The sequence below is a fragment of the Paenibacillus xylanivorans genome, from assembly GCF_001280595.1.
GTDB classification, from domain to species: domain Bacteria; phylum Bacillota; class Bacilli; order Paenibacillales; family Paenibacillaceae; genus Paenibacillus; species Paenibacillus xylanivorans.
Window position 1 is genome coordinate 80277 of the sequence record NZ_LITU01000081.1, and the last position, 17698, is coordinate 97974.

Consider the following 17698-nt stretch of genomic DNA (forward strand, 5'->3'; position numbering starts at 1 on the left):
GGGGAAGCAGCATGACGAACGAATGGAAAGAAGAGCAAGAAGGAAATAATGAAACAAATGACATACCTTCCGGATTTCATCCGGTATATATGATTGAGCTGTTATTTCAGGAACGTCCCGTTATAGACCAGGGGCGTTTGCAGGATGCGCTAAGCCGTCACACCGGACAAGTTCGGCTTGATGTGAAGCAGGGCAACGCAGAGCATAATCCTGAGATGCTGGTTTTCTACCATCTGGACCATAAGGTTTCTTTTCAGGAAGGTAACATTCCGGCACAAACTTGCATGCTCCCCATTATTGAAATTGTAGATCGTGCCCGCTTTGGAGGGGCTTTGCAGCAAGCCTGGCATTGGCCAGAAGCAGGACAAGCTATGGAAACGATCCGATATTCCATCCGGCTTCACGATATGTTCACTGCTGCCATGCCGCGCAAACAGCGACTTGAATTGTTCCAAAAGACGATTCAGGCTGTCATGGAAGTGTTGCCTTGTGAGGCGTTGTACTGGTACGGCAGTGACAAATTGGTTGAACCGGAAGCCTATGTGCTGTCACAGGAGCGTGAGGAGCATCTCTACGCTGCGATGAATGTGCGCATGTATCAGGCTGGAGGCACGGAAGAACAGCGTCAGCTGGTTATGGACACGGTAGGATTGTCGGCACTTGGCGTGCCTGATGTACAGTGTCATTTCATTGGACTCGATCCGGATACGGTAGCCCAGACATTACTGGGTGCCGCCTATTACATATTTGATCAGGGAGATGTTCTACAGGATGGACAGACGCTGGGATCCTCCGGCGGACGACGCTGGCGCTGTGAGCATCAATCGGCGATGATTGCACCGGGACGATATGTAATTGATCTGGATCCTGGGGATGAACATGCGGCTGCTCCGCTTGAGCCGGCCCGGCAGACCTGAGGCATATCACTATAACGTCAGAAGGTGCGGGAACGGAATCCAGAATTTTTTTTGGTATCTGAGTGTCAGGTCAAGCCCTTGCTGCTTATACTGCATCAACAGAGTAGGCATTCGCCCGGATTGACGAGCAACAGGCCGTTGCTTGGTTATTCGGTACTTCATTTAAGGTAAAGGGAGAGATGCGACGTGAAGGATTCTAACAAAAGTTTGTTGTGGGGAGCATTAATCGGCTCGGTTGTAGGTTCAGTGACAGCTCTGCTGCTGGCACCAAAATCAGGGCGCGAACTGCGTCAAGATATTTCAGAAGGTGCACGTCAAGTGAGTGAGAAGGGTCAGGAACTGGCTAGCAAGGTAGGCGAACAAAGCGCACAAATCGTATCCAAAGTAAAAGAGACGGCGGATGTCGTTATCCAGGATATCCAATCCTGGCGCAATTGCGCTGAAGGTAAAGAAGTGCGTGTATCCGCAGTTATTACGGATTCCGATTCTTCAAGCGATTCAGCTGCGGACAATGCAGTGGAAGAGTCAGGCATTGAAGTCATCGCGAAGTTTCCTGCCGATGATTCCAAAGATAACATCTAAAGCTAAGCTTGAACGCGAGCAGGCTTTCCTCCATCTGGAGGGGAGCCTGCTTTGTTGTGCGTGATCGTGCAGGAGCTGTACGATACGGCATTTTGTTTGAACCCTGCGATGAAATCGGGTAAGATGTAGGTACCTTTTTGCCTGGAAAATCATACGGTAGGAAGAAAGCTCTGGGAACCAATTTGTTAACAGAACCAATTCAATGAAGAAGGAAGCGGTGTGTTCGTGCAGCAAGCAATCGCTATATTAGACTCCGGTGTAGGGGGATTGACCGTCGCCAAAGAAGTGATGCGTCAGCTCCCACGGGAAAAGATCATATATTTTGGAGATACTGCCCGGACACCGTACGGACCCCGTTCGTCCGAACAAGTTAAACAATTCACGGAACAAATCGTTGATTTCTTGATCCAGTTCGATCCGAAAGTTATCGTTATCGCCTGCAATACGGCTACGGCAGCAGCGCTCGACTATATTCGAGCCAAGGTGAATGTGCCTGTGATCGGTGTCATTCATCCTGGAGCACGAGCCGCCATCACAGCCACACGCACAGGACGCATCGGTGTCATTGGCACCGTGGGAACGATTGGAAGTGGTGCATATACCTCAGCACTTAAACAGTTGTCTCCTTACATTGATGTGGTCAGTCAGGCTTGTCCGGCATTTGTGCCACTGGTGGAGCAAGGCGAATTCCGTTCCGAGCAAACGACAAGTACGGTGGAGCAATCTTTGGGCCAGATCAAACAACAGCCGATTGATTGTCTTATTCTGGGTTGTACGCACTATCCTTTTCTCATGGATACCATTCAGGAGGTTATGGGGCAGGAAGTGAAGCTGATTAGTTCGGCAGATGAAACGGCGAGGGAAATCAGTACGATTTTGTATGATAAACGAAAGCTGGCCAGTGGGGATGAGACTCCTGTCCATCAGTTTTTTTGCACAGGGGACCCACGCATGTTCCAGAATATTACCCGCCAATGGTTGGGAGAGCAGATCTCCAAAACGCCAGTTGTGTGGCAGGTTACGAAATTATCATAGCTTTTTTTGATTTCTATGGCTTATAAGAGTCCCGGAACCTTTAGTGTTCCGGGATTTTTTTTGTTCATATCATAAAGTAGAAGAACTTCGGATGATCATCACGTTTTTCTTATGTTAAAGGGATTTACGCGATTCATGTCACATGACGGACAACCAGATCGGCATACATATTACATACAGTAAGGACACAGGCGAGAAAAGGACAGGAGATTACAAAGTTTCCTAAGGGAGAGGAGATCAACATGGAGCTGCAATGGATTATTGTTCATCAGGGAGATACCTTGTCGCGTATTGCGGCAGCAAACCATATGACCAAGGAGCTACTGGCCGCTCTCAACCCGGAAGCGGCGTCCCAGCCCTATTTGCTGAGAGGGCAGATGCTGCGCATTACGCCGGGAACAGGGCGCAGATATGCAGTACAACCTGGGGAGAAAGTGGCCGTGATTGCATTACGATTTGGACTGAATGAAGAAGAATTGCGCGAGGCCAATCCAGAAATAGCGAACATTACGGACTGGTGCGGGCGATGTATTCATATTCCGGATTCAAATGGAAAAACTATCGTAAAGTTGCAGGGAGAGTATGGTTACCGTGAAATGAACCGTGATATCGGTTTACTGGAAAAGAAGTATCCATTTATCGAGATTGGCTCGATTGGCAGCAGTGTCATGGGTAAGAATTTGCCTTATCTGCGTTTGGGTCAAGGTCCCAGACATATTCATGTCAACGCATCTGTTCATGCGAATGAGTGGCTGACATCGGCGGTTCTGATGCGGTTCATTGAAGAATATGCCAAAGCCTATAGCACGCATACGCCATGGCATCAATTTCAGACGGAGCGCTGGATGCAGGAAACCACGCTGTGGGCTGTGCCCATGGTCAATCCGGATGGAGTTGAATTGGTGCAAGAGGGCGTAGTCAATGATCATCCCCATGCAGAAGAATTGCTCGAATGGAATGCCGGGCGCTCCCACTTTACGCATTGGAAGTCCAATATCAGGGGGGTAGACCTTAACGATCAATTCCCGGCTTATTGGGAGGAAGAGGCAGCTAGAAGAGGGATAACGTCTCCGGGACCCAGAGATTATGCAGGAACCTCTCCTTTATCGGAACCAGAGGCGTTGGCACTTGCACGGTGGACCGAGCAACATCATTTCGATGCTGTCGTCTCGCTGCACAGCCAGGGACAGGAAATTTATTGGAACTACCGCGATTTGGAGCCAAAGGAGAGTGCTCCGCTGTCACGCAGACTGGCAAGGGCTTCGGGGTACAAGGCAGTCAAGCTGGGGGGAAGCGATGCAGGATACAAAGACTGGTTCATTCAGAAGTTTCGTAAACCAGGGTTCACGGTAGAAGTGGGACTGGGGGTTAACCCACTCCCCATGGATCAATTCGATGACATCTGTGTGGAGGTTGGCATGTTATTGGCTGAATTATTATCAGATAGAGAGCACTGACAGGGAATACCGCGAATTCATGAAACCTGACTTAACATAATCTGGATAGGAAGACATGAAACTTACGGGTTGTCCACTCGTATAACAGGAACGGGCGCTGTCACCAGCGTTCGTTTTTTAATCTGCAAGTTGCATCATTCGTTCCGGATCGCTCTGGAACGGGTAATGATGGGTGTTACGATAACGTGTACTGTTTTATTTCGGTGCAATAATAATACGGAGGGGTTCATATGAAGTGGAGAAGACTGCTGTCGTTCAAACGATGGACACAAGTATTCAAACGGCTTCCGCGTCTGTTGCGGGCTCCGCAGATCCCTTTGGGAGAGAAGCTGCTGTTCATCATCCCGGCGTTGCTCTACTGGGTTCTTCCAGACGTGATGCCGTTTATGCCTATAGATGATATCGGGGTTACGCTGTTGCTGATGAACTGGTTTGTAAGTCGTGCGGAGCGCAAATATCCGGTGCTTACAGCGGGGGAATCGTCTTGATCCGACGCAAAAAGTGTGGTTTTAACATCGGTTTTGCATCATGTTATTGCGAAGCACAGTAATTTTCTTTACAATAGATGCTGGAGTTTAGAAATACTAAAAAATTGTTGGAACCAGCAATTACGATATAGGAGATGAATGGAATGAACTGCAAAATTACACGTAATGCCGCGAAAGTATTGAAACTTGAACTGGACAAGCCTGAGAACGAAGGTAAATTGCTGCGCGTTGTGATTACACATGCGCATGGAGATCATGCCCACTACGGACTTGATATCGATACGCCAAAAGAAAATGATACGGTAGTATCTACGGATAAAGAGATCGACGTTATTCTTGAGAATGATCAACCTTTGCTGGATGGCGTTAAAATTGATTACCTTTACTTCCCTGAAGAAGGATTCGTTATTACGAACCCATCCAAAGGCAACCACGGCGACCACTAAGGGAGCGAAGAAGGGGAACTCATGGCTAACGATATCCGCGTATGCGAAAAATGTAATCATATCAGACTAAAATCGATTGTAGCCAAGTTGGAGAAGATGGCTCCGGATACGGAGATCAAAATTGGTTGCAAATCGTATTGCGGTCCTTGTGCGAAACGTGCTTTTGTGTTCATCAATGGTCGGTACATCAGTGCTCCGACAGAAGAAGAAGTGCTTGCGAAAGTAGCGAAATTCGTGAAGTAATTGTATACATTTACAGTGGGCAAACTTGTCCACGAAGGGAAAAGAGAGGCTGTAGCCTCTCTTTTTTAGTTGTGATCGGAAATGGTAAAAGGTCAAAACGTGAAGCCCGGCATCATTTCAACAATCTCAAAGGTATCCTCTTGAAATACAATGGCGATGATAGTATCGCTTTTTTTCAAATAATGAACATGCCCCATTCTCTCTTCTTCCAACTCAACCCATCCGGCCCCGGCTAACTTCTCAAAATAATCGGATGGTACATATAACCCTTGTTCTCCTCCGATATGTTTCAATTCATATTTAATGCCTGCTTTATAGTTTGGATTGTCTGAATATGCCGTTAGGCTCAGCTGCTTTGCATTCACTGGAACTGGAATCTCGTCATTAATGGAGGAGCCCGTATATCCTGTTATTTCATACGTCGAAGGTGTACAGCCACTGGTAAGCAGCAATAAAGGTGCCAGAATGAAAAGAATCCAAAAGTTCTTCAAATACAAACCCTCCTTGTGAAAAGATAACTTATAAAATAAACGCAGTCAGACCGGAAAAGGTTATACATATCATTGATATTTATCTTTAATCTTACTGGGGAACAACGAAGATCCGTCATTGTTTCAGCAAAACAAGAATAAGGAAGGCCGATGTCAACCATCCTAAAGGGGTAACAGGAACATGATCCCAAGGAGGAATACTCATGCCGAAGCGTTATGATTCCAGTTTGCAAGCCGATACGACCGTATCCCAGGCGCAAAATGCAGTGAACAAACTTCATTTTGCCGTTTCACAGGCAATGTCACATCCAACAGAACAGACCATGGAACAGGCAGAACGCCGTTTGGCGCATACCGAGCAGGCCATGCGTCAAGCTGAACATTCGCTTGGAGGTCAGGGCGTTGAGCTGGCAGAAGAGATGTTCATTGAGGAGAAGAGAAGATTAAACTCGATCCAGAGTCAGAATGGGCAAGGGGATCTATAGGCGTTCCTGTCACACCAGAACCCGCAGAGCAGCAGTGCTTTGCGGGTTATTCATGTCTCTTTTGAATAATCTTCGAGAAGTAGATCTATCCAAACTGTATGAAAAGTGCCGCTTAAAATTTTGTGAGAAGGTTAATAGACCAAGAGCAGGCAAATTTCACACAGGAGGTACAGAATGACAAAACATATTACAGATTGTACGATTCTGAACAACGGCGTGACGATGCCATGGCTGGGATTTGGGACTTATCGAGCAAAGGGTAAAGAAGTACAGCAAGCGGTGGAGACTGCATTGGAAGTTGGATATCGGAGCATTGATACGGCGTCCGTTTATGGAAATGAAGAGGAAGTTGGACAAGCCATTGCGAGCAGCGGTATCGCCCGGAATGAGCTATTTGTAACAACCAAGCTATGGAATGAGGATCAAGGATTCGATTCCACCTTGAGAGCATTTGAGGCCAGTCAGAAGGCCCTTGGATTGAATGTCATTGATCTATACTTAATTCACTGGCCTGGCAGAGACCAGTATAAAGAGACGTGGAGAGCTTTCGAACGTCTATATAGCGAAGGAAGCGTACGTGCCATTGGTGTGAGTAATTTCGAAGTACACCATCTGCGCGATATCATAGATGAAGGTGGAACAGTGCCTGCGGTGAATCAGGTGGAACTGCATCCAGGTTTGATTCAACAGGAGTTGCAGGATTTCTGTGGGGAACAGGGTATTCAACTGGAGGCATGGAGCCCGATTATGAGAGGTAAACTGAACAAGGAATCGGCTTTGAAAAGTCTGGCCCAGAAATACGGAAAAACACCCGCACAAGTTATTCTGCGCTGGGATATTCAAAACCAGATCGTGACGATTCCGAAGTCGGTTACCCCGGAGCGGATTCGTGAGAATGCGGACATCTTTGATTTTGAATTGACTCCGGATGAGCTGAAACTGATTGATGCGCTGGATTCGGATAAACGGACAGGATCGCACCCGGACCAGCTGTTTTGGGATTGAGCGTGTAGCTCAATTCCCAAATGAGTGTTTGATGATCTGCGTGTAGGTGTTCCGGTTACGGATCGTTCTTCGTGATATAAAATGAAAGCATAATCCTTTACACTAGGCCACTACGTGTGCAGAACAATCTTTCGATCGCCTTTATCCCCGGATTTTTGGAATTCCCTTTCTTCAAAGGGTAGAATCCAGTGATAAATGCGAAGTATATGCTTCCGTTGCAGCTTTCTTTCAGAAAGCTTTTATGACTTCATCTTATGTGGATGGATTTAAAAGGGAAAAGTAAAAAAAAGCAGCAGGACCAGGGATAAACCTTGATCCTGCTGCTTTTGTGTTATTTGGATTGATCCGGTTGCGGAACCTCGCAGCCGTCTTCTGTGCATACTCCGCTGCCATCTGCGTCAGCTGAGTTGGACTCTACCATGGTGAAAGGGGAGCGCTCGTCCCATGCTTTCTGGATAGCGTCAAGGAACACCTCATCCGGTTGAGCGCCAGATACAGCGAACTTGCGATCAAATACGAAGAACGGTACACCCCGGATGCCTAACTGTTCGCCTTCGGCCTGGTCGGCACGAACCTGTTCTGCAAATTGATTACTGGACAACACTTCTGCTGCAGCATTGCGATCCAGACCAACTTCTTCAGCCAACTGAATCAGTACATCTGTATTACCGACATGTTTGCCTTCAATGAAGATCGCTTGAAATAGCCGTTCGCTCAGCTCAAGCATTTTCCCTTGTGTTTCCGCCCAGTGAGTCAAACGGTGAGCAGAGAAGGAGTTGGTAGGGATCATCTCATCAATGTTGTATTCCAGTCCGGCCGTACGTGCATTATCATTCATCTGGGCATTCATGCCCCGTGCCTGCTCTATACTCATATTGTATTTGGCGGCCAGATATTCTGCATTGGTTTTGCCACTGTTCAATTCAGCATTTGGATCGAGTTCAAAACTTTTGAACTGCAATTTTACTTCATCGCGGTGTGGGAATTGTGCCAGTACATTCTCCAGACGACGTTTGCCAATATAACAGAAAGGACACATAAAGTCGGACCATATTTCAATATTCATTCAATAAAACCTCCATCATTTATAAATGAAACCAATACAGTTACAATTATATAGCGACTTTCCATCATTCGCAAGGTTGTGGTTATTTCCAGGCTTCAAAAAAAACAAGTGCTGAAGCATGCAATGGATTGCAGCCTCAACACTTATAGTTTAACTTCTTACTTATCCCGGTATGCCTTGGTCCAATGGTAAGGCTGAATTTCGTCTAGTCTCTTGAAAATTAATGCTCCATCTGGATCGTACACGGCAGCCTTCACGTCTTCTCCCCAAAAAAACAATCGTTCCTGACACACACCGCAGGGGGTGAGAACCTTAAATTCAGAGTGCTCATCATCGCGTGCCACACAGATCGAGTGGGTGACCCGTTCGTTTAATTTGTGGGCTTCCAGATAGGCGCCTGTTTCCATACACAGATGCGTGGCGTCATTAATCACCTCTGGAGCTACGCTGATTAAGAGCGAACCCGTTTCGGTATATACAGCAGCCGCGCCGCCCCAGCCTTGAGGGTAGCGATGTTTGACAAAGTTAGCAGCTTCTTGGAACAGTTTTTGTTCGATATTGAATTGATCTTGATGTGACGTCATGGTATTGCACTAGCTCCATTTCATTGTAGTGTCGGGTTAACTTTGAAAAATGAATTATACAGTTCCGTCAGCGTACCGTTCCATATCTGTTAGGATGGGGATTCAGACGTTTGCTCCTCGCGAAAACGCGAGATCAGGTCAAACGTATTGACCGTATCTGACACATGCAGTCGCTTTGTCGCTTCATCGTGACCAGATCGGCAAGCATTAATATCCGTTTTGGCGCCGGTAGACAGATCGTAACAGGAGCCGCTGTCATACAAGTAATCATCCGAAGGGATATAGAAAAAGGAGCCATCAGTGAATGCACCACTGCGCAATACCACCATGCGGGAGGAACCGTCGTACACATCGTTGCCCATATGGTAATAGAGTTGATCTGAAATACCCAGCAGATGCAGTACGGAAGGTGTAACATCCAGTTGTCCGGCAGGCTCGTCAATCGTTCCGGCTTCTGCTCCGTCGGGAAGATGCACCAGCAAAGGCACTTCGTTCATAATTTGCTCCATATCCAGATCGTTCAGCGAACGTCCGAGAAATTTCTCGTATTGTTGCTGCTCCTTGATGGAATTATCGTGATCTCCATAGAACATGAAGATCGTTTTGTCCCACAATCCCCGATTTTTCAGGTCTTCAACCATGCTGCCGAGCGCAGAATCCACGTAATGAACGGATTGCAGATAGTCTCCAAACATCGTACCTTTGAATTCCCCAACATCCAGCTGTTGTTTGTCTTGGGGTAATGCGTATGGATGATGACTGCTAAGTGTAATCAGGAATGAATAGAACGGCTCAGTAACCTCGCTGCTCATTTTCTCAACCGATTGGCGGAAAAAGGACTCATCCGACAAGGACCAGCCAAGCGGGTCATCCTGTTCAAAATCATTTTTACTGTAAAATTTGTCATACTTCATATTCTGATACATCGTATAGCGATTCCAAAATCCGCTCTCATAGGCATGAAATACATTGGTACTGTAACCATGATCCTTCAAGATAGAAGGCAGGGAATCGTAACTGTGGTCTGCGTAACGGACAAATGCTGATCCAACCGACAGTGGATGCAATGAAATATTGGCCCCAAAGTCAGCATCCGATGTTCGCCCCTGACCTGTCTGATGATAAAAGTGACTGTAGTATTGGCTTTCCTTCATCAGCTCGTTAAAATGGGGCGTAATTTCCTGACCGCCAATGCTCTGGCCGATCATGAAATTCATGAAGGCTTCACCTTGGACAATGATGACATTGCTATCTTTGTACTTGCCAAACATCGCATCCTTCAGTGGTTCCGCCTGTTGTCTGTTCGCAAAATAAGCTTCCGCCTGTTCCAGATCGACAGGGTCGACTTCCGGTCCAAAGCCCAGATGGTCTTTGGCATAGTTGTACAGATCATAGCCGTGAAAAGCAAGAAGTCCGGTAACATTATACATGGACACGTTCCACCAGTTGTTATCGAACAAGCCTTTTGCCCAGGTTTTACTATAAAAATAAATCGGACCTACCGCGAGCCCAAAACCCAATACAAGAGCAATGCTGCCTGCAATGAGTCGACGACGCATGCTTGATTTGCCGGGGGTTAAAGTGTAAGAGTTCAACCCGTTCGAATATGCGCTGGAACGTCCACCACGACGGTAACGTTTACTGAACAGCAGGATCGCTGCATATGGGATGATCACTAGCCAATCGACAAAGAACCACAGATCACTGGCATAGATGAGCGTAGCGATACTGTCACCCAAAGCATCAACCTGTCTGGCTTGCATCAATACAGGAATCGTCAGAAAATCCTGAAAGTAGCGATAATAAACCATATCGGCATAGATCAGTGCAGTAAGCAGCAGATTGAGCATAACGAGCGATATGATCATGCCTCGTCGAGGCAGCCACCAGGTCCAGAAGGACAGAAGCAGTACCGAACCGATGGCAATCACTTTGTCCAGAAGCCCCATTGTGATGTTGTAGGCGTGCAGATTGTGGTGAAGCCATATTAATTTGAGTAACATGAGTACAAGAAAAATAAGATATAACGTAATTGGATGATTCAGAAGCCCGCGCGGCGTAAGGCTGCGTGTTGGCTTAGTGACAAACATATATATGTCTCCCCCCTGATGAATGGTTTTGTTAACGGAATGTAAAATAGGGCTCCATCCATTATAGCGTGGTGTCATGGCTTTTCAACTATGCCCAAGGGAGAAAAACTTCATGCGGAAGCAATGTCGCCAAGATCAACCCTACTTCTACCAGAATACATACAAAAAAAGCGCCCACGCCGTGGAAGGCAGGAGCGCTTGATCATTCCAATGTTGTTATTGTTGTGGTGTTTTATTCCGTGGAGGCAGTGGGCCCAAATACTGATAATATTGGGTTTCAATACGTCCATTGAACAACTTACGGCGTTTGTCTGCCTTGTGGCCAAAGTCTTCCTCGAAAGATTTGGTCGACGTGATGGCAAAAAAGGACCATGTCGGCAAATCGAGGTAACTGCGCCCTAAAGAACGCAGCAGCTTCTGCACTTCTTTCTCTTCACTCAAACGTTCACCATATGGAGGGTTGGTAATAATGACACCATATTCGCCCTGTGGTCTGGCACGATGAGCGGGCAGGACGCTGACTTCAATATCTTTGGCGAAGCCGGCACTCTTGATTGCTGCCTGTGCAACTTCAATGGCTTCCGGATCGATGTCGCTGCCCGAAATTTGCAATGGAATATCGTCGCGAACCGCGTCAAATGCTTCTTCGCGCGCCTGTTCCCACAATTCTTCAGGAATGACAGCCCAGTTCTCGGAGTTGAAGGTTCGACGAAGTCCTGGTGCAATGTTCCAGCCGATCATGGCGGCTTCAATCAGCATTGTGCCTGAACCGCAACATGGATCATAGAATGGACGGGATACATTCCAGCGGCTGAGCTGAATAAGTGCCGCAGCAAGCGTTTCTTTGAGTGGTGCTTCGGTTACGAGTTTACGATAACCCCGTTTATGCAGACCTGGTCCCGTCGTATCTAAAGTAAGCAGGGCGCGATCGTTCAGCAGAATGACCTCAATCACATAACGAGACCCATCCTCTGGGAACCACTCCGTGTCATAAGTCAGCTTCAGTTTCTCGACGATCGCTTTTTTCACGATTCCCTGTGATGCAGGCACGCTGCTTAGCTGGGATTTGTGGGAGCGACCTTCAACCGGGAATTCGCCATCGGCTGGAATCCATTCCTCCCAAGGTAATGCTTTGGTACCTTCAAATAATTCATCGAAAGTTGTCGCCGGGAATTCACCCATTTTGACCAATACGCGGTCCGAACTTCTCAGCCACAGATTACACCGGCAAATATCAATATAATCTCCAGTGAAGAAAACCCGGCCATTGTCGATCGTAACATCCTCATACCCCAGTTGTTTCAGTTCCCGGGCGACAACAGCCTCGAGTCCCATCGCCGAGGTCGCAATCAATTGCAATTGAGCCATGTGATTCATTTCAACTCCATTTCAAGCTGGAGAAGGAATATCCTTCTCTCAGCTGTATAGTGACGGTGCGGCCTTGCCGCTTTCCGTGAAAAAACTTACAATGAGAAATGCGGTAAGCTAATGCATTCATCCTAGTGGTGAACTACATGCTGACCGCCTGTGTTTGACAACAAACATTTATTATAGAACATTGGCATCCATATGGAAAGCAGTCCAAGTGTCCAAGGAGGATTTTAGCGGTGAATCTGACCCCTGACGAATATGTAAATCAATTATTTCAAGAGGATGATCTCTTGTTAAAGGTAAAAGAAGCCATCCGATCGAATGGCATGCCGGAAGTTTCGGTTGCTGCGGCTTATGGCCGTTTGCTCACTTTTCTCGCGAAGACATCGAAAGCGGAAGCTGTACTCGAGATCGGCGTGCTGGGCGGATACAGTGGCATCTGCCTTGCTCGCGGTTTAAGTGACGGGGGGACCCTGACTTCGCTGGAACTGAAAGAGGAATATGCAGCGATGGCTCATGGCCATCTGGAGGAAGGTGGCTTTGGGGATAAAGTTGAATATCGAATTGGCCCCGCAGCCGACAGTCTGGAGCAATTGGCGCAGGAAGGACGCACCTTCGATTTCTTCTTCATCGATGCGGACAAGGAGAATTATCCCGTTTATCTCGATTACGCCATTAAACTGGCGCGGCCCGGGGCGGTCATTGTGGGAGATAACTGTTTCCTGCGCGGCCGTACGTTAAATCCAGACAAGCAGGGCCCGGCTGTGCTTGCCGTTCGCCGTTTCAATGAACAGATGGCGAGTGATCCGCGCCTCGTAACGACGATGCTGCCGGATTATGATGGTCTGGCTCTGGCCTGGGTGAAGTAAGAAAGCTACCGATGGCTTTTCGTTGAATGGAAGGTCGGCATATTGCATCATTACGGGTTGAAAAAACAAGAGACGATCACCCCCTGAATAACAGGGAACGTGTCGTCTCTTGTTTTTTTCGGAATATATAAGGATGAGACCTTCTTATACTTCTGGCGTTCCGTATGTTTCAAACCATTTTTTGATCGTATCAAAATCATCGCTGAAGGAAAGCCCGAGCATCAATAAAATGCGTGCTTGCTGAGGACTGAGGTTGTCACCGGCAATAACGCCTTTGCCTCCGCCATATACACTGCCTGAACCTGTCCGAGTGGTCGTTACGAAGATTACGCCATCCTCCACCGCTTTGGTACGTGCTTGTCCCATCGCTCTGGAGATACCACCTGCTCCGGTACCGGACGTTACGATTCCCGTGGCGCCTCCCTTCACAAATCCTTCAATGGCTTCGCCGCCAGCTTCCTGATAGGAAATCGCAATTTCCACCTTGGCGAGATCTGCCTTCGTGATTTTGCTCAGGTCAAAGGCCGGTTTCAATGTACCTTCAGGCTTCAAGGCACGCGCAGGGGCGCGGTAAATTCGAATGTTTTCTTCATCAATATAACCTACTGCACCAAGCATCGGGGTTTCGAACGTGTCTGTTCGATAATCATTCGTTTTGGTCACGCCGCGTGCCAGTTGAATGGTATCGTTCAACATCAGCACGGTCCCAAATGAAGTGGTGCGCCCGCTGCCTGCGAGCTTGATGGCGTTGTACAGATTGGCTTGTGCATCCGAGCCGATAACGGTCCAAGGGCGCATGGACCCTGTAATGACTACGGGTTTATCACTTTGTACTGTCATGTCAAGGAAGTAGGCGATTTCCTCCATGGTATCTGTACCGGTGGTAACCACAACGCTGTCATACTGAGCCAGAGCCTTGTCTACCGTCTGGGACAAGTCATAGAGATCAGCCATGGTATAGGAGCCTGAACCTGAATTTCCGAATTGGAGTGTGCTAACATCTGCAATCTTCTGTTTGTCCGGTAGAGCGTCGACCATTTCTCCAATTGGGAGTGTACCCGCCTTGTAGTTCTGGAAGCTGGTCGCATCCTCGGATTGACCTGCAATCGTACCACCCGTTCCAATGACCAGAACATTAGGCAGAGCGGATTGTTTGAACAAATCCGATAAGGCAGGGATGGATGTGTTGCGAGCCGGAGTGGATGATGCGGTCTGAACTGCACTGGTTGTACCGCTCACTTCTACCGTAGCCGCCTGAGCCGCGTAGGTTCCGATTGGGGACAGGGAGATGGTTAGAGCCGTCAAAGCAGCTGTGCTCCACACAGCCCAAGGACGAAGATTTGAAGTGTTTTTCATGAATAGCACTCTCCTTCAGGTTAGTTTCGTGTGATGTTTGTTGAGGATGGTATGTATATGAATTCAAATTTATTGTATTTCATGTTAAATAATATGACAATCGTAGGTATAGATAGAGTAATCGGTTACATTGATAGATATATAGAGTATATTTTGTGTTTATGAGGTTTTATGGACAAATATAAAGAGATGAAAAAGAGAGTCTGTAATATATAAAAATATAAAATGGATTTTGAAGTCATATTTTATAACATATAAGTCTTTTGTCCTGATAGGGTATAGAAAGATTTTGGGGGAGTGTTGCAGGAACGTCCATAGCAGAAGTGATCTTATACAAAACGAATATCGGGGGTGTAAGTTAGCAAGTCTTGACGATTTTTGTAATACGTTCTAGGAAAAGAGGCTCAATTATTGCCAAATATTTGTATACGCATAACGTTGAGTCTATAATATATGGTGATTTCAATATGTAAATATGTATATATACTAATGATTGGAGGAGAAACGATGAACCGAGCACCGAGAAAGTATGCCAATTACATTCCGATCCGGGAACTGGGAGCGGTCGAACAACAATTATCTCCCTTCCAGGTGTACGCTGAACTTCGTGACAACACTCCAGTCCGCTATGACAACCATCGAGAATGCTGGGATGTTTTCCGTTATGAAGATGTGCAATATGTGTTGAAAAACCCCAAACTGTTCTCTTCCGAACGTGATCGCGCAAACGCCAGCATGCTCACTACCGATCCGCCAAAGCACAAGCAACTGCGGGATCTGGTTAATCAGGCGTTCACACCTAGGGCGATCGAAGCGTTAGCTCCGCGTATTCAGGAAATCGCTGATGAATTATTGACTCCGCATTTTTCAGAAGGTCGTATGCGTCTTATCGATGATCTTGCCACTCCACTTCCGGTTATTGTGATCGCCGAATTGATTGGAGTTCCTGCCGCAGATCGCCAGAAGTTTAAAGACTGGTCTGATGCACTCGTGAAGGGTGCGCGTGATGACAGTGATGATGCTTTCCAGGAATTAATGGAAGAAAAGAAAAGGAACCAGCAGGAGCTAGCGAGCTACTTCACGGCCATTATGGAAGAAAGACGTCAACGGCCGAAGGATGATCTGATCTCTTTGTTGCTTGCTGCGGAGATTGAAGGGGAGAAGCTAACGGCAGAGGAAGTGGTCGGATTTTGCATCTTGTTACTTGCTGCCGGTAATGAAACCACGACCAATCTGATTACCAATGCCGTTCGTATTCTGTCAGAACGACCTGAGCTTCAGCAGCAGCTGCGAGAAAATCCTGAACTTATCCCCAATGCGGTAGAGGAAACGTTGCGTTATTATCCGCCGATTGTGGCTATTGGGCGTATTGCCAAAGAAACCGTAGAATTGAACGGGCAAACGATTCAGACGGGGGAACAGGTGATTTCCTGGGTAGGATCGGCAAACCGGGACGGTGGTAAATTTGAACAGGCAGAAGAGTTTGTGCCCGACCGCAAGCCGAACAGACATATGGGTTTTGGATTTGGTATTCACTTTTGTCTTGGTGCGCCGCTTGCACGGCTTGAAGCAAGGGTTGTACTTCAGACGATGCTTCGGCAAATGGATGACATTCAGCTTGCGCCGGAAACCGTTTTGCAACCGATTCAAAGTGCGTTTGTATTTGGTGTGAAGGAATACCCGATTCAATTCGCAAGCCATCTGACACAATGAATCCATGTTGAGGTTTGAACAAATGAATGCCAAAAGCCGCTTTCACGCCTAATGGGCGCTGAAAGCGGCTTTTTTCATAAGAACAAATAAAATTTGGACTAAAGTATCAGGATTCCCTGATCAAAGGGGGTTTCTTGTACAATTTGAATCTTACCCACACCATATTGAGCAACAGCAGCCCACCGGAGACGATGAACAGGCCTTCTATGCCGATAAACCCGGCCATAAAGCCGCCGATTACGGCTCCGAGCATGTTACCCAGCGCGAGTGTGCTCGTATTAAAGCTGAACGCCCGGCTAATCATGCTATCTGGCGTATAGGAGCGAATGAGCGCGTTGACACTTGGAAGCAGGCCGCCCATGAACACGCCCATCATGAACCGGACAATGATGAGCTGCCATACCGTCTGCACGAAAGCTTGGGGTATAAGCATGAGCCCGGTTCCTATAAGAGAAAATGTAAGTACCTTGTGTGAACCTATCCTATCACTGAGCTTCCCGAGAATCGGGGACATGGCCATGTTGGATAGTCCCGTTACTGCACCGACAAGCCCTGCCCAGAAAGCCACATTGACATCCGAAGCATGTAATTTCTGTACATACAGCGGCAAGAGTGACATCGGGCTGATCATGGCAAATTGCAACAGGAACGTTACAGCGAATAATGCAGGTAACTGGGGTGACTTGTTGAGTTCTTTCAGACCGGACAATACGGATTGTTCTGGCAGTTTGGCCGCTTCCTTGCGGTCAAACTTCTCTCTAACCAGGAACATGGCGAGCATCGAAGCCGCGAAGATCAGTCCACCTGTAATGTAGAAGATAGGGCGGAAGCCCACTGCATCAGCAAGCAAACCGCCGATCAGCGGACCCAAAATTGTACCGGCCACTTGACCGGACTGGCTGATGCCCATGGCAAAACCCATGCGATCCTTCGGCGTTGTACCCGAGATCAGCGCGACGGCTGCGGGGTTGAAACCGGAGATCGTACCATTCAACAGACGTAATAAGAGTAGCTGCCAAGGGTTCTGTGCAAAACCCATCAGAGCAATAACAATCGCCATCCCGAATCCGGAACGCAGCAACATGATTTTTCGGCCGTATTTGTCGGACAGCTTGCCCCACAGCGGTTGGAACAAAAATGAGGTGAGGAAATTGGCAGCAAATATAAACCCGGCCCAGATGCCAATTTCATGTTCACCAACAACCCCAAGGTCCCTGGCAAGATAAAGGGACAAAAAAGGGGTAATCATGGTCATGCCCGAATTGACCAGAAATTGTCCGAACCAAAGCACAATGAGGTTTACTTTCCACGTTTTCAAAGTGCTTTCACATCCTTTCCGATCGTTTCTGCAACGTTTCAAAAAAACACGATTCTTTCATTATAACATAATTTGCATATGGAGGAGGGGATGTAAGGAATGTCATAGTATTGTCATTGGAACAGATCGACACGTGGTTGTTACCGCTCTTTAAAAAGGGCATAATGTTATTTATGAGTCCA

18 protein-coding genes are annotated in these 17698 nt (G+C 47.3%); 11 read left to right on the top strand and 7 right to left on the bottom strand.

All coding sequences use genetic code 11. From position 1 onward, the window contains the following. The first annotated feature begins 11 nt into the window (after positions 1-11). The 7 genes from AMS66_RS26230 to AMS66_RS26260 all read left to right on the top strand — a co-directional run bounded on the left by AMS66_RS26230 (position 12) and on the right by AMS66_RS26260 (position 5168). Entirely contained in the window at positions 12-917 is a 906-nt protein-coding gene (locus AMS66_RS26230; protein ID WP_053783593.1) for a DUF4261 domain-containing protein, read from the top strand. 186 nt (positions 918-1103) lie between these two features. Beyond that, the gene (locus tag AMS66_RS26235; RefSeq protein WP_082350913.1) at positions 1104-1499 is read left to right on the top strand and encodes a YtxH domain-containing protein; all 396 of its coding nucleotides are present in this window, start codon (positions 1104-1106) and stop codon (positions 1497-1499) included. Between the two features lie 225 nt (positions 1500-1724). After that, positions 1725-2534, top strand: a complete 810-nt coding sequence (racE, locus tag AMS66_RS26240; protein WP_053783910.1) for a glutamate racemase — start codon at positions 1725-1727, stop codon at positions 2532-2534. Between the two features lie 242 nt (positions 2535-2776). Further along, the gene (locus tag AMS66_RS26245; protein ID WP_407944573.1) at positions 2777-3991 is read left to right on the top strand and encodes a M14 family metallopeptidase; all 1215 of its coding nucleotides are present in this window, start codon (positions 2777-2779) and stop codon (positions 3989-3991) included. A 230-nt stretch (positions 3992-4221) separates the two neighbouring features. Next, positions 4222-4479 (top strand): hypothetical protein, encoded by a 258-nt coding sequence (locus tag AMS66_RS26250; RefSeq protein ID WP_053783594.1) that lies wholly within the window; start codon positions 4222-4224, stop codon positions 4477-4479. A 143-nt stretch (positions 4480-4622) separates the two neighbouring features. Next, positions 4623-4925 (top strand): heme biosynthesis protein HemY, encoded by a 303-nt coding sequence (locus AMS66_RS26255; RefSeq protein WP_053783595.1) that lies wholly within the window; start codon positions 4623-4625, stop codon positions 4923-4925. 21 nt (positions 4926-4946) lie between these two features. Then, positions 4947-5168 (top strand): DUF1450 domain-containing protein, encoded by a 222-nt coding sequence (locus tag AMS66_RS26260; RefSeq protein WP_053783596.1) that lies wholly within the window; start codon positions 4947-4949, stop codon positions 5166-5168. A gap of 92 nt (positions 5169-5260) precedes the next feature. On the opposite strand, the gene AMS66_RS26265 is transcribed toward AMS66_RS26260, so the two are convergent. Beyond that, positions 5261-5659 (bottom strand): hypothetical protein, encoded by a 399-nt coding sequence (locus AMS66_RS26265; protein WP_053783597.1) that lies wholly within the window; start codon positions 5657-5659, stop codon positions 5261-5263. A 203-nt stretch (positions 5660-5862) separates the two neighbouring features. Here AMS66_RS26265 and AMS66_RS26270 point away from each other — a divergent pair, with 203 nt between their 5' ends. Then, a complete protein-coding gene (locus AMS66_RS26270; RefSeq protein WP_053783598.1) occupies positions 5863-6144 on the top strand; it encodes a hypothetical protein in 282 nt (93 codons plus the stop codon). Between the two features lie 174 nt (positions 6145-6318). Further along, a complete protein-coding gene (locus AMS66_RS26275) occupies positions 6319-7149 on the top strand; it encodes an aldo/keto reductase (RefSeq protein WP_053783599.1) in 831 nt (276 codons plus the stop codon). 331 nt (positions 7150-7480) lie between these two features. Here AMS66_RS26275 and AMS66_RS26280 read toward each other — a convergent pair whose 3' ends face one another. From AMS66_RS26280 to AMS66_RS26295, 4 genes are all read right to left on the bottom strand, one after another. Then, on the bottom strand, positions 7481-8215 hold the full coding sequence (locus AMS66_RS26280) for a DsbA family oxidoreductase (RefSeq protein WP_053783600.1): 735 nt from the start codon (positions 8213-8215) through the stop codon (positions 7481-7483). A 158-nt stretch (positions 8216-8373) separates the two neighbouring features. Beyond that, positions 8374-8799, bottom strand: coding sequence for a cytidine deaminase (locus tag AMS66_RS26285; protein WP_053783601.1), 426 nt, complete (start codon positions 8797-8799; stop codon positions 8374-8376). A gap of 89 nt (positions 8800-8888) precedes the next feature. Next, positions 8889-10889 carry an LTA synthase family protein gene (locus tag AMS66_RS26290; protein ID WP_053783602.1) on the bottom strand — a complete coding sequence of 667 codons (2001 nt, stop codon included), beginning with the start codon at positions 10887-10889 and terminating at the stop codon, positions 8889-8891. Between the two features lie 216 nt (positions 10890-11105). Next, a complete protein-coding gene (locus AMS66_RS26295; RefSeq protein ID WP_053783603.1) occupies positions 11106-12257 on the bottom strand; it encodes a THUMP domain-containing class I SAM-dependent RNA methyltransferase in 1152 nt (383 codons plus the stop codon). A 239-nt stretch (positions 12258-12496) separates the two neighbouring features. Between AMS66_RS26295 and AMS66_RS26300 the strand changes: the two genes are divergently transcribed. Then, the gene (locus AMS66_RS26300) at positions 12497-13129 is read left to right on the top strand and encodes an O-methyltransferase (protein ID WP_053783604.1); all 633 of its coding nucleotides are present in this window, start codon (positions 12497-12499) and stop codon (positions 13127-13129) included. A 144-nt stretch (positions 13130-13273) separates the two neighbouring features. Here AMS66_RS26300 and AMS66_RS26305 read toward each other — a convergent pair whose 3' ends face one another. Further along, complete coding sequence (locus AMS66_RS26305) at positions 13274-14485, bottom strand: asparaginase (protein ID WP_053783605.1); 1212 nt, start codon at positions 14483-14485, stop codon at positions 13274-13276. A gap of 507 nt (positions 14486-14992) precedes the next feature. Here AMS66_RS26305 and AMS66_RS26310 point away from each other — a divergent pair. Continuing rightward, positions 14993-16198 (top strand): cytochrome P450, encoded by a 1206-nt coding sequence (locus tag AMS66_RS26310; protein ID WP_053783606.1) that lies wholly within the window; start codon positions 14993-14995, stop codon positions 16196-16198. A 106-nt stretch (positions 16199-16304) separates the two neighbouring features. Here the strand turns inward: AMS66_RS26310 and AMS66_RS26315 are convergent, their stop codons facing one another. After that, positions 16305-17516, bottom strand: coding sequence for an MFS transporter (locus AMS66_RS26315; protein WP_053783607.1), 1212 nt, complete (start codon positions 17514-17516; stop codon positions 16305-16307). Between the last annotated feature and the right edge of the window lie 182 nt (positions 17517-17698).

Excerpts from the sequence above, each read along its gene's own strand:
- AMS66_RS26230 (WP_053783593.1), top strand. The coding sequence starts at position 12 with ATGACGAACGAATGGAAAGAAGAGCAAGAAGGAAATAATGAAACAAAT.
- AMS66_RS26245 (WP_407944573.1), top strand. The coding sequence starts at position 2,777 with ATGGAGCTGCAATGGATTATTGTTCATCAGGGAGATACCTTGTCGCGT.
- AMS66_RS26250 (WP_053783594.1), top strand. The coding sequence starts at position 4,222 with ATGAAGTGGAGAAGACTGCTGTCGTTCAAACGATGGACACAAGTATTC.
- AMS66_RS26255 (WP_053783595.1), top strand. The coding sequence starts at position 4,623 with ATGAACTGCAAAATTACACGTAATGCCGCGAAAGTATTGAAACTTGAA.
- AMS66_RS26260 (WP_053783596.1), top strand. The coding sequence starts at position 4,947 with ATGGCTAACGATATCCGCGTATGCGAAAAATGTAATCATATCAGACTA.
- AMS66_RS26270 (WP_053783598.1), top strand. The coding sequence starts at position 5,863 with ATGCCGAAGCGTTATGATTCCAGTTTGCAAGCCGATACGACCGTATCC.
- AMS66_RS26275 (WP_053783599.1), top strand. The coding sequence starts at position 6,319 with ATGACAAAACATATTACAGATTGTACGATTCTGAACAACGGCGTGACG.
- AMS66_RS26280 (WP_053783600.1), bottom strand. The coding sequence starts at position 8,215 with ATGAATATTGAAATATGGTCCGACTTTATGTGTCCTTTCTGTTATATT.
- AMS66_RS26285 (WP_053783601.1), bottom strand. The coding sequence starts at position 8,799 with ATGACGTCACATCAAGATCAATTCAATATCGAACAAAAACTGTTCCAA.
- AMS66_RS26290 (WP_053783602.1), bottom strand. The coding sequence starts at position 10,889 with ATGTTTGTCACTAAGCCAACACGCAGCCTTACGCCGCGCGGGCTTCTG.
- AMS66_RS26295 (WP_053783603.1), bottom strand. The coding sequence starts at position 12,257 with ATGGCTCAATTGCAATTGATTGCGACCTCGGCGATGGGACTCGAGGCT.
- AMS66_RS26305 (WP_053783605.1), bottom strand. The coding sequence starts at position 14,485 with ATGAAAAACACTTCAAATCTTCGTCCTTGGGCTGTGTGGAGCACAGCT.
- AMS66_RS26310 (WP_053783606.1), top strand. The coding sequence starts at position 14,993 with ATGAACCGAGCACCGAGAAAGTATGCCAATTACATTCCGATCCGGGAA.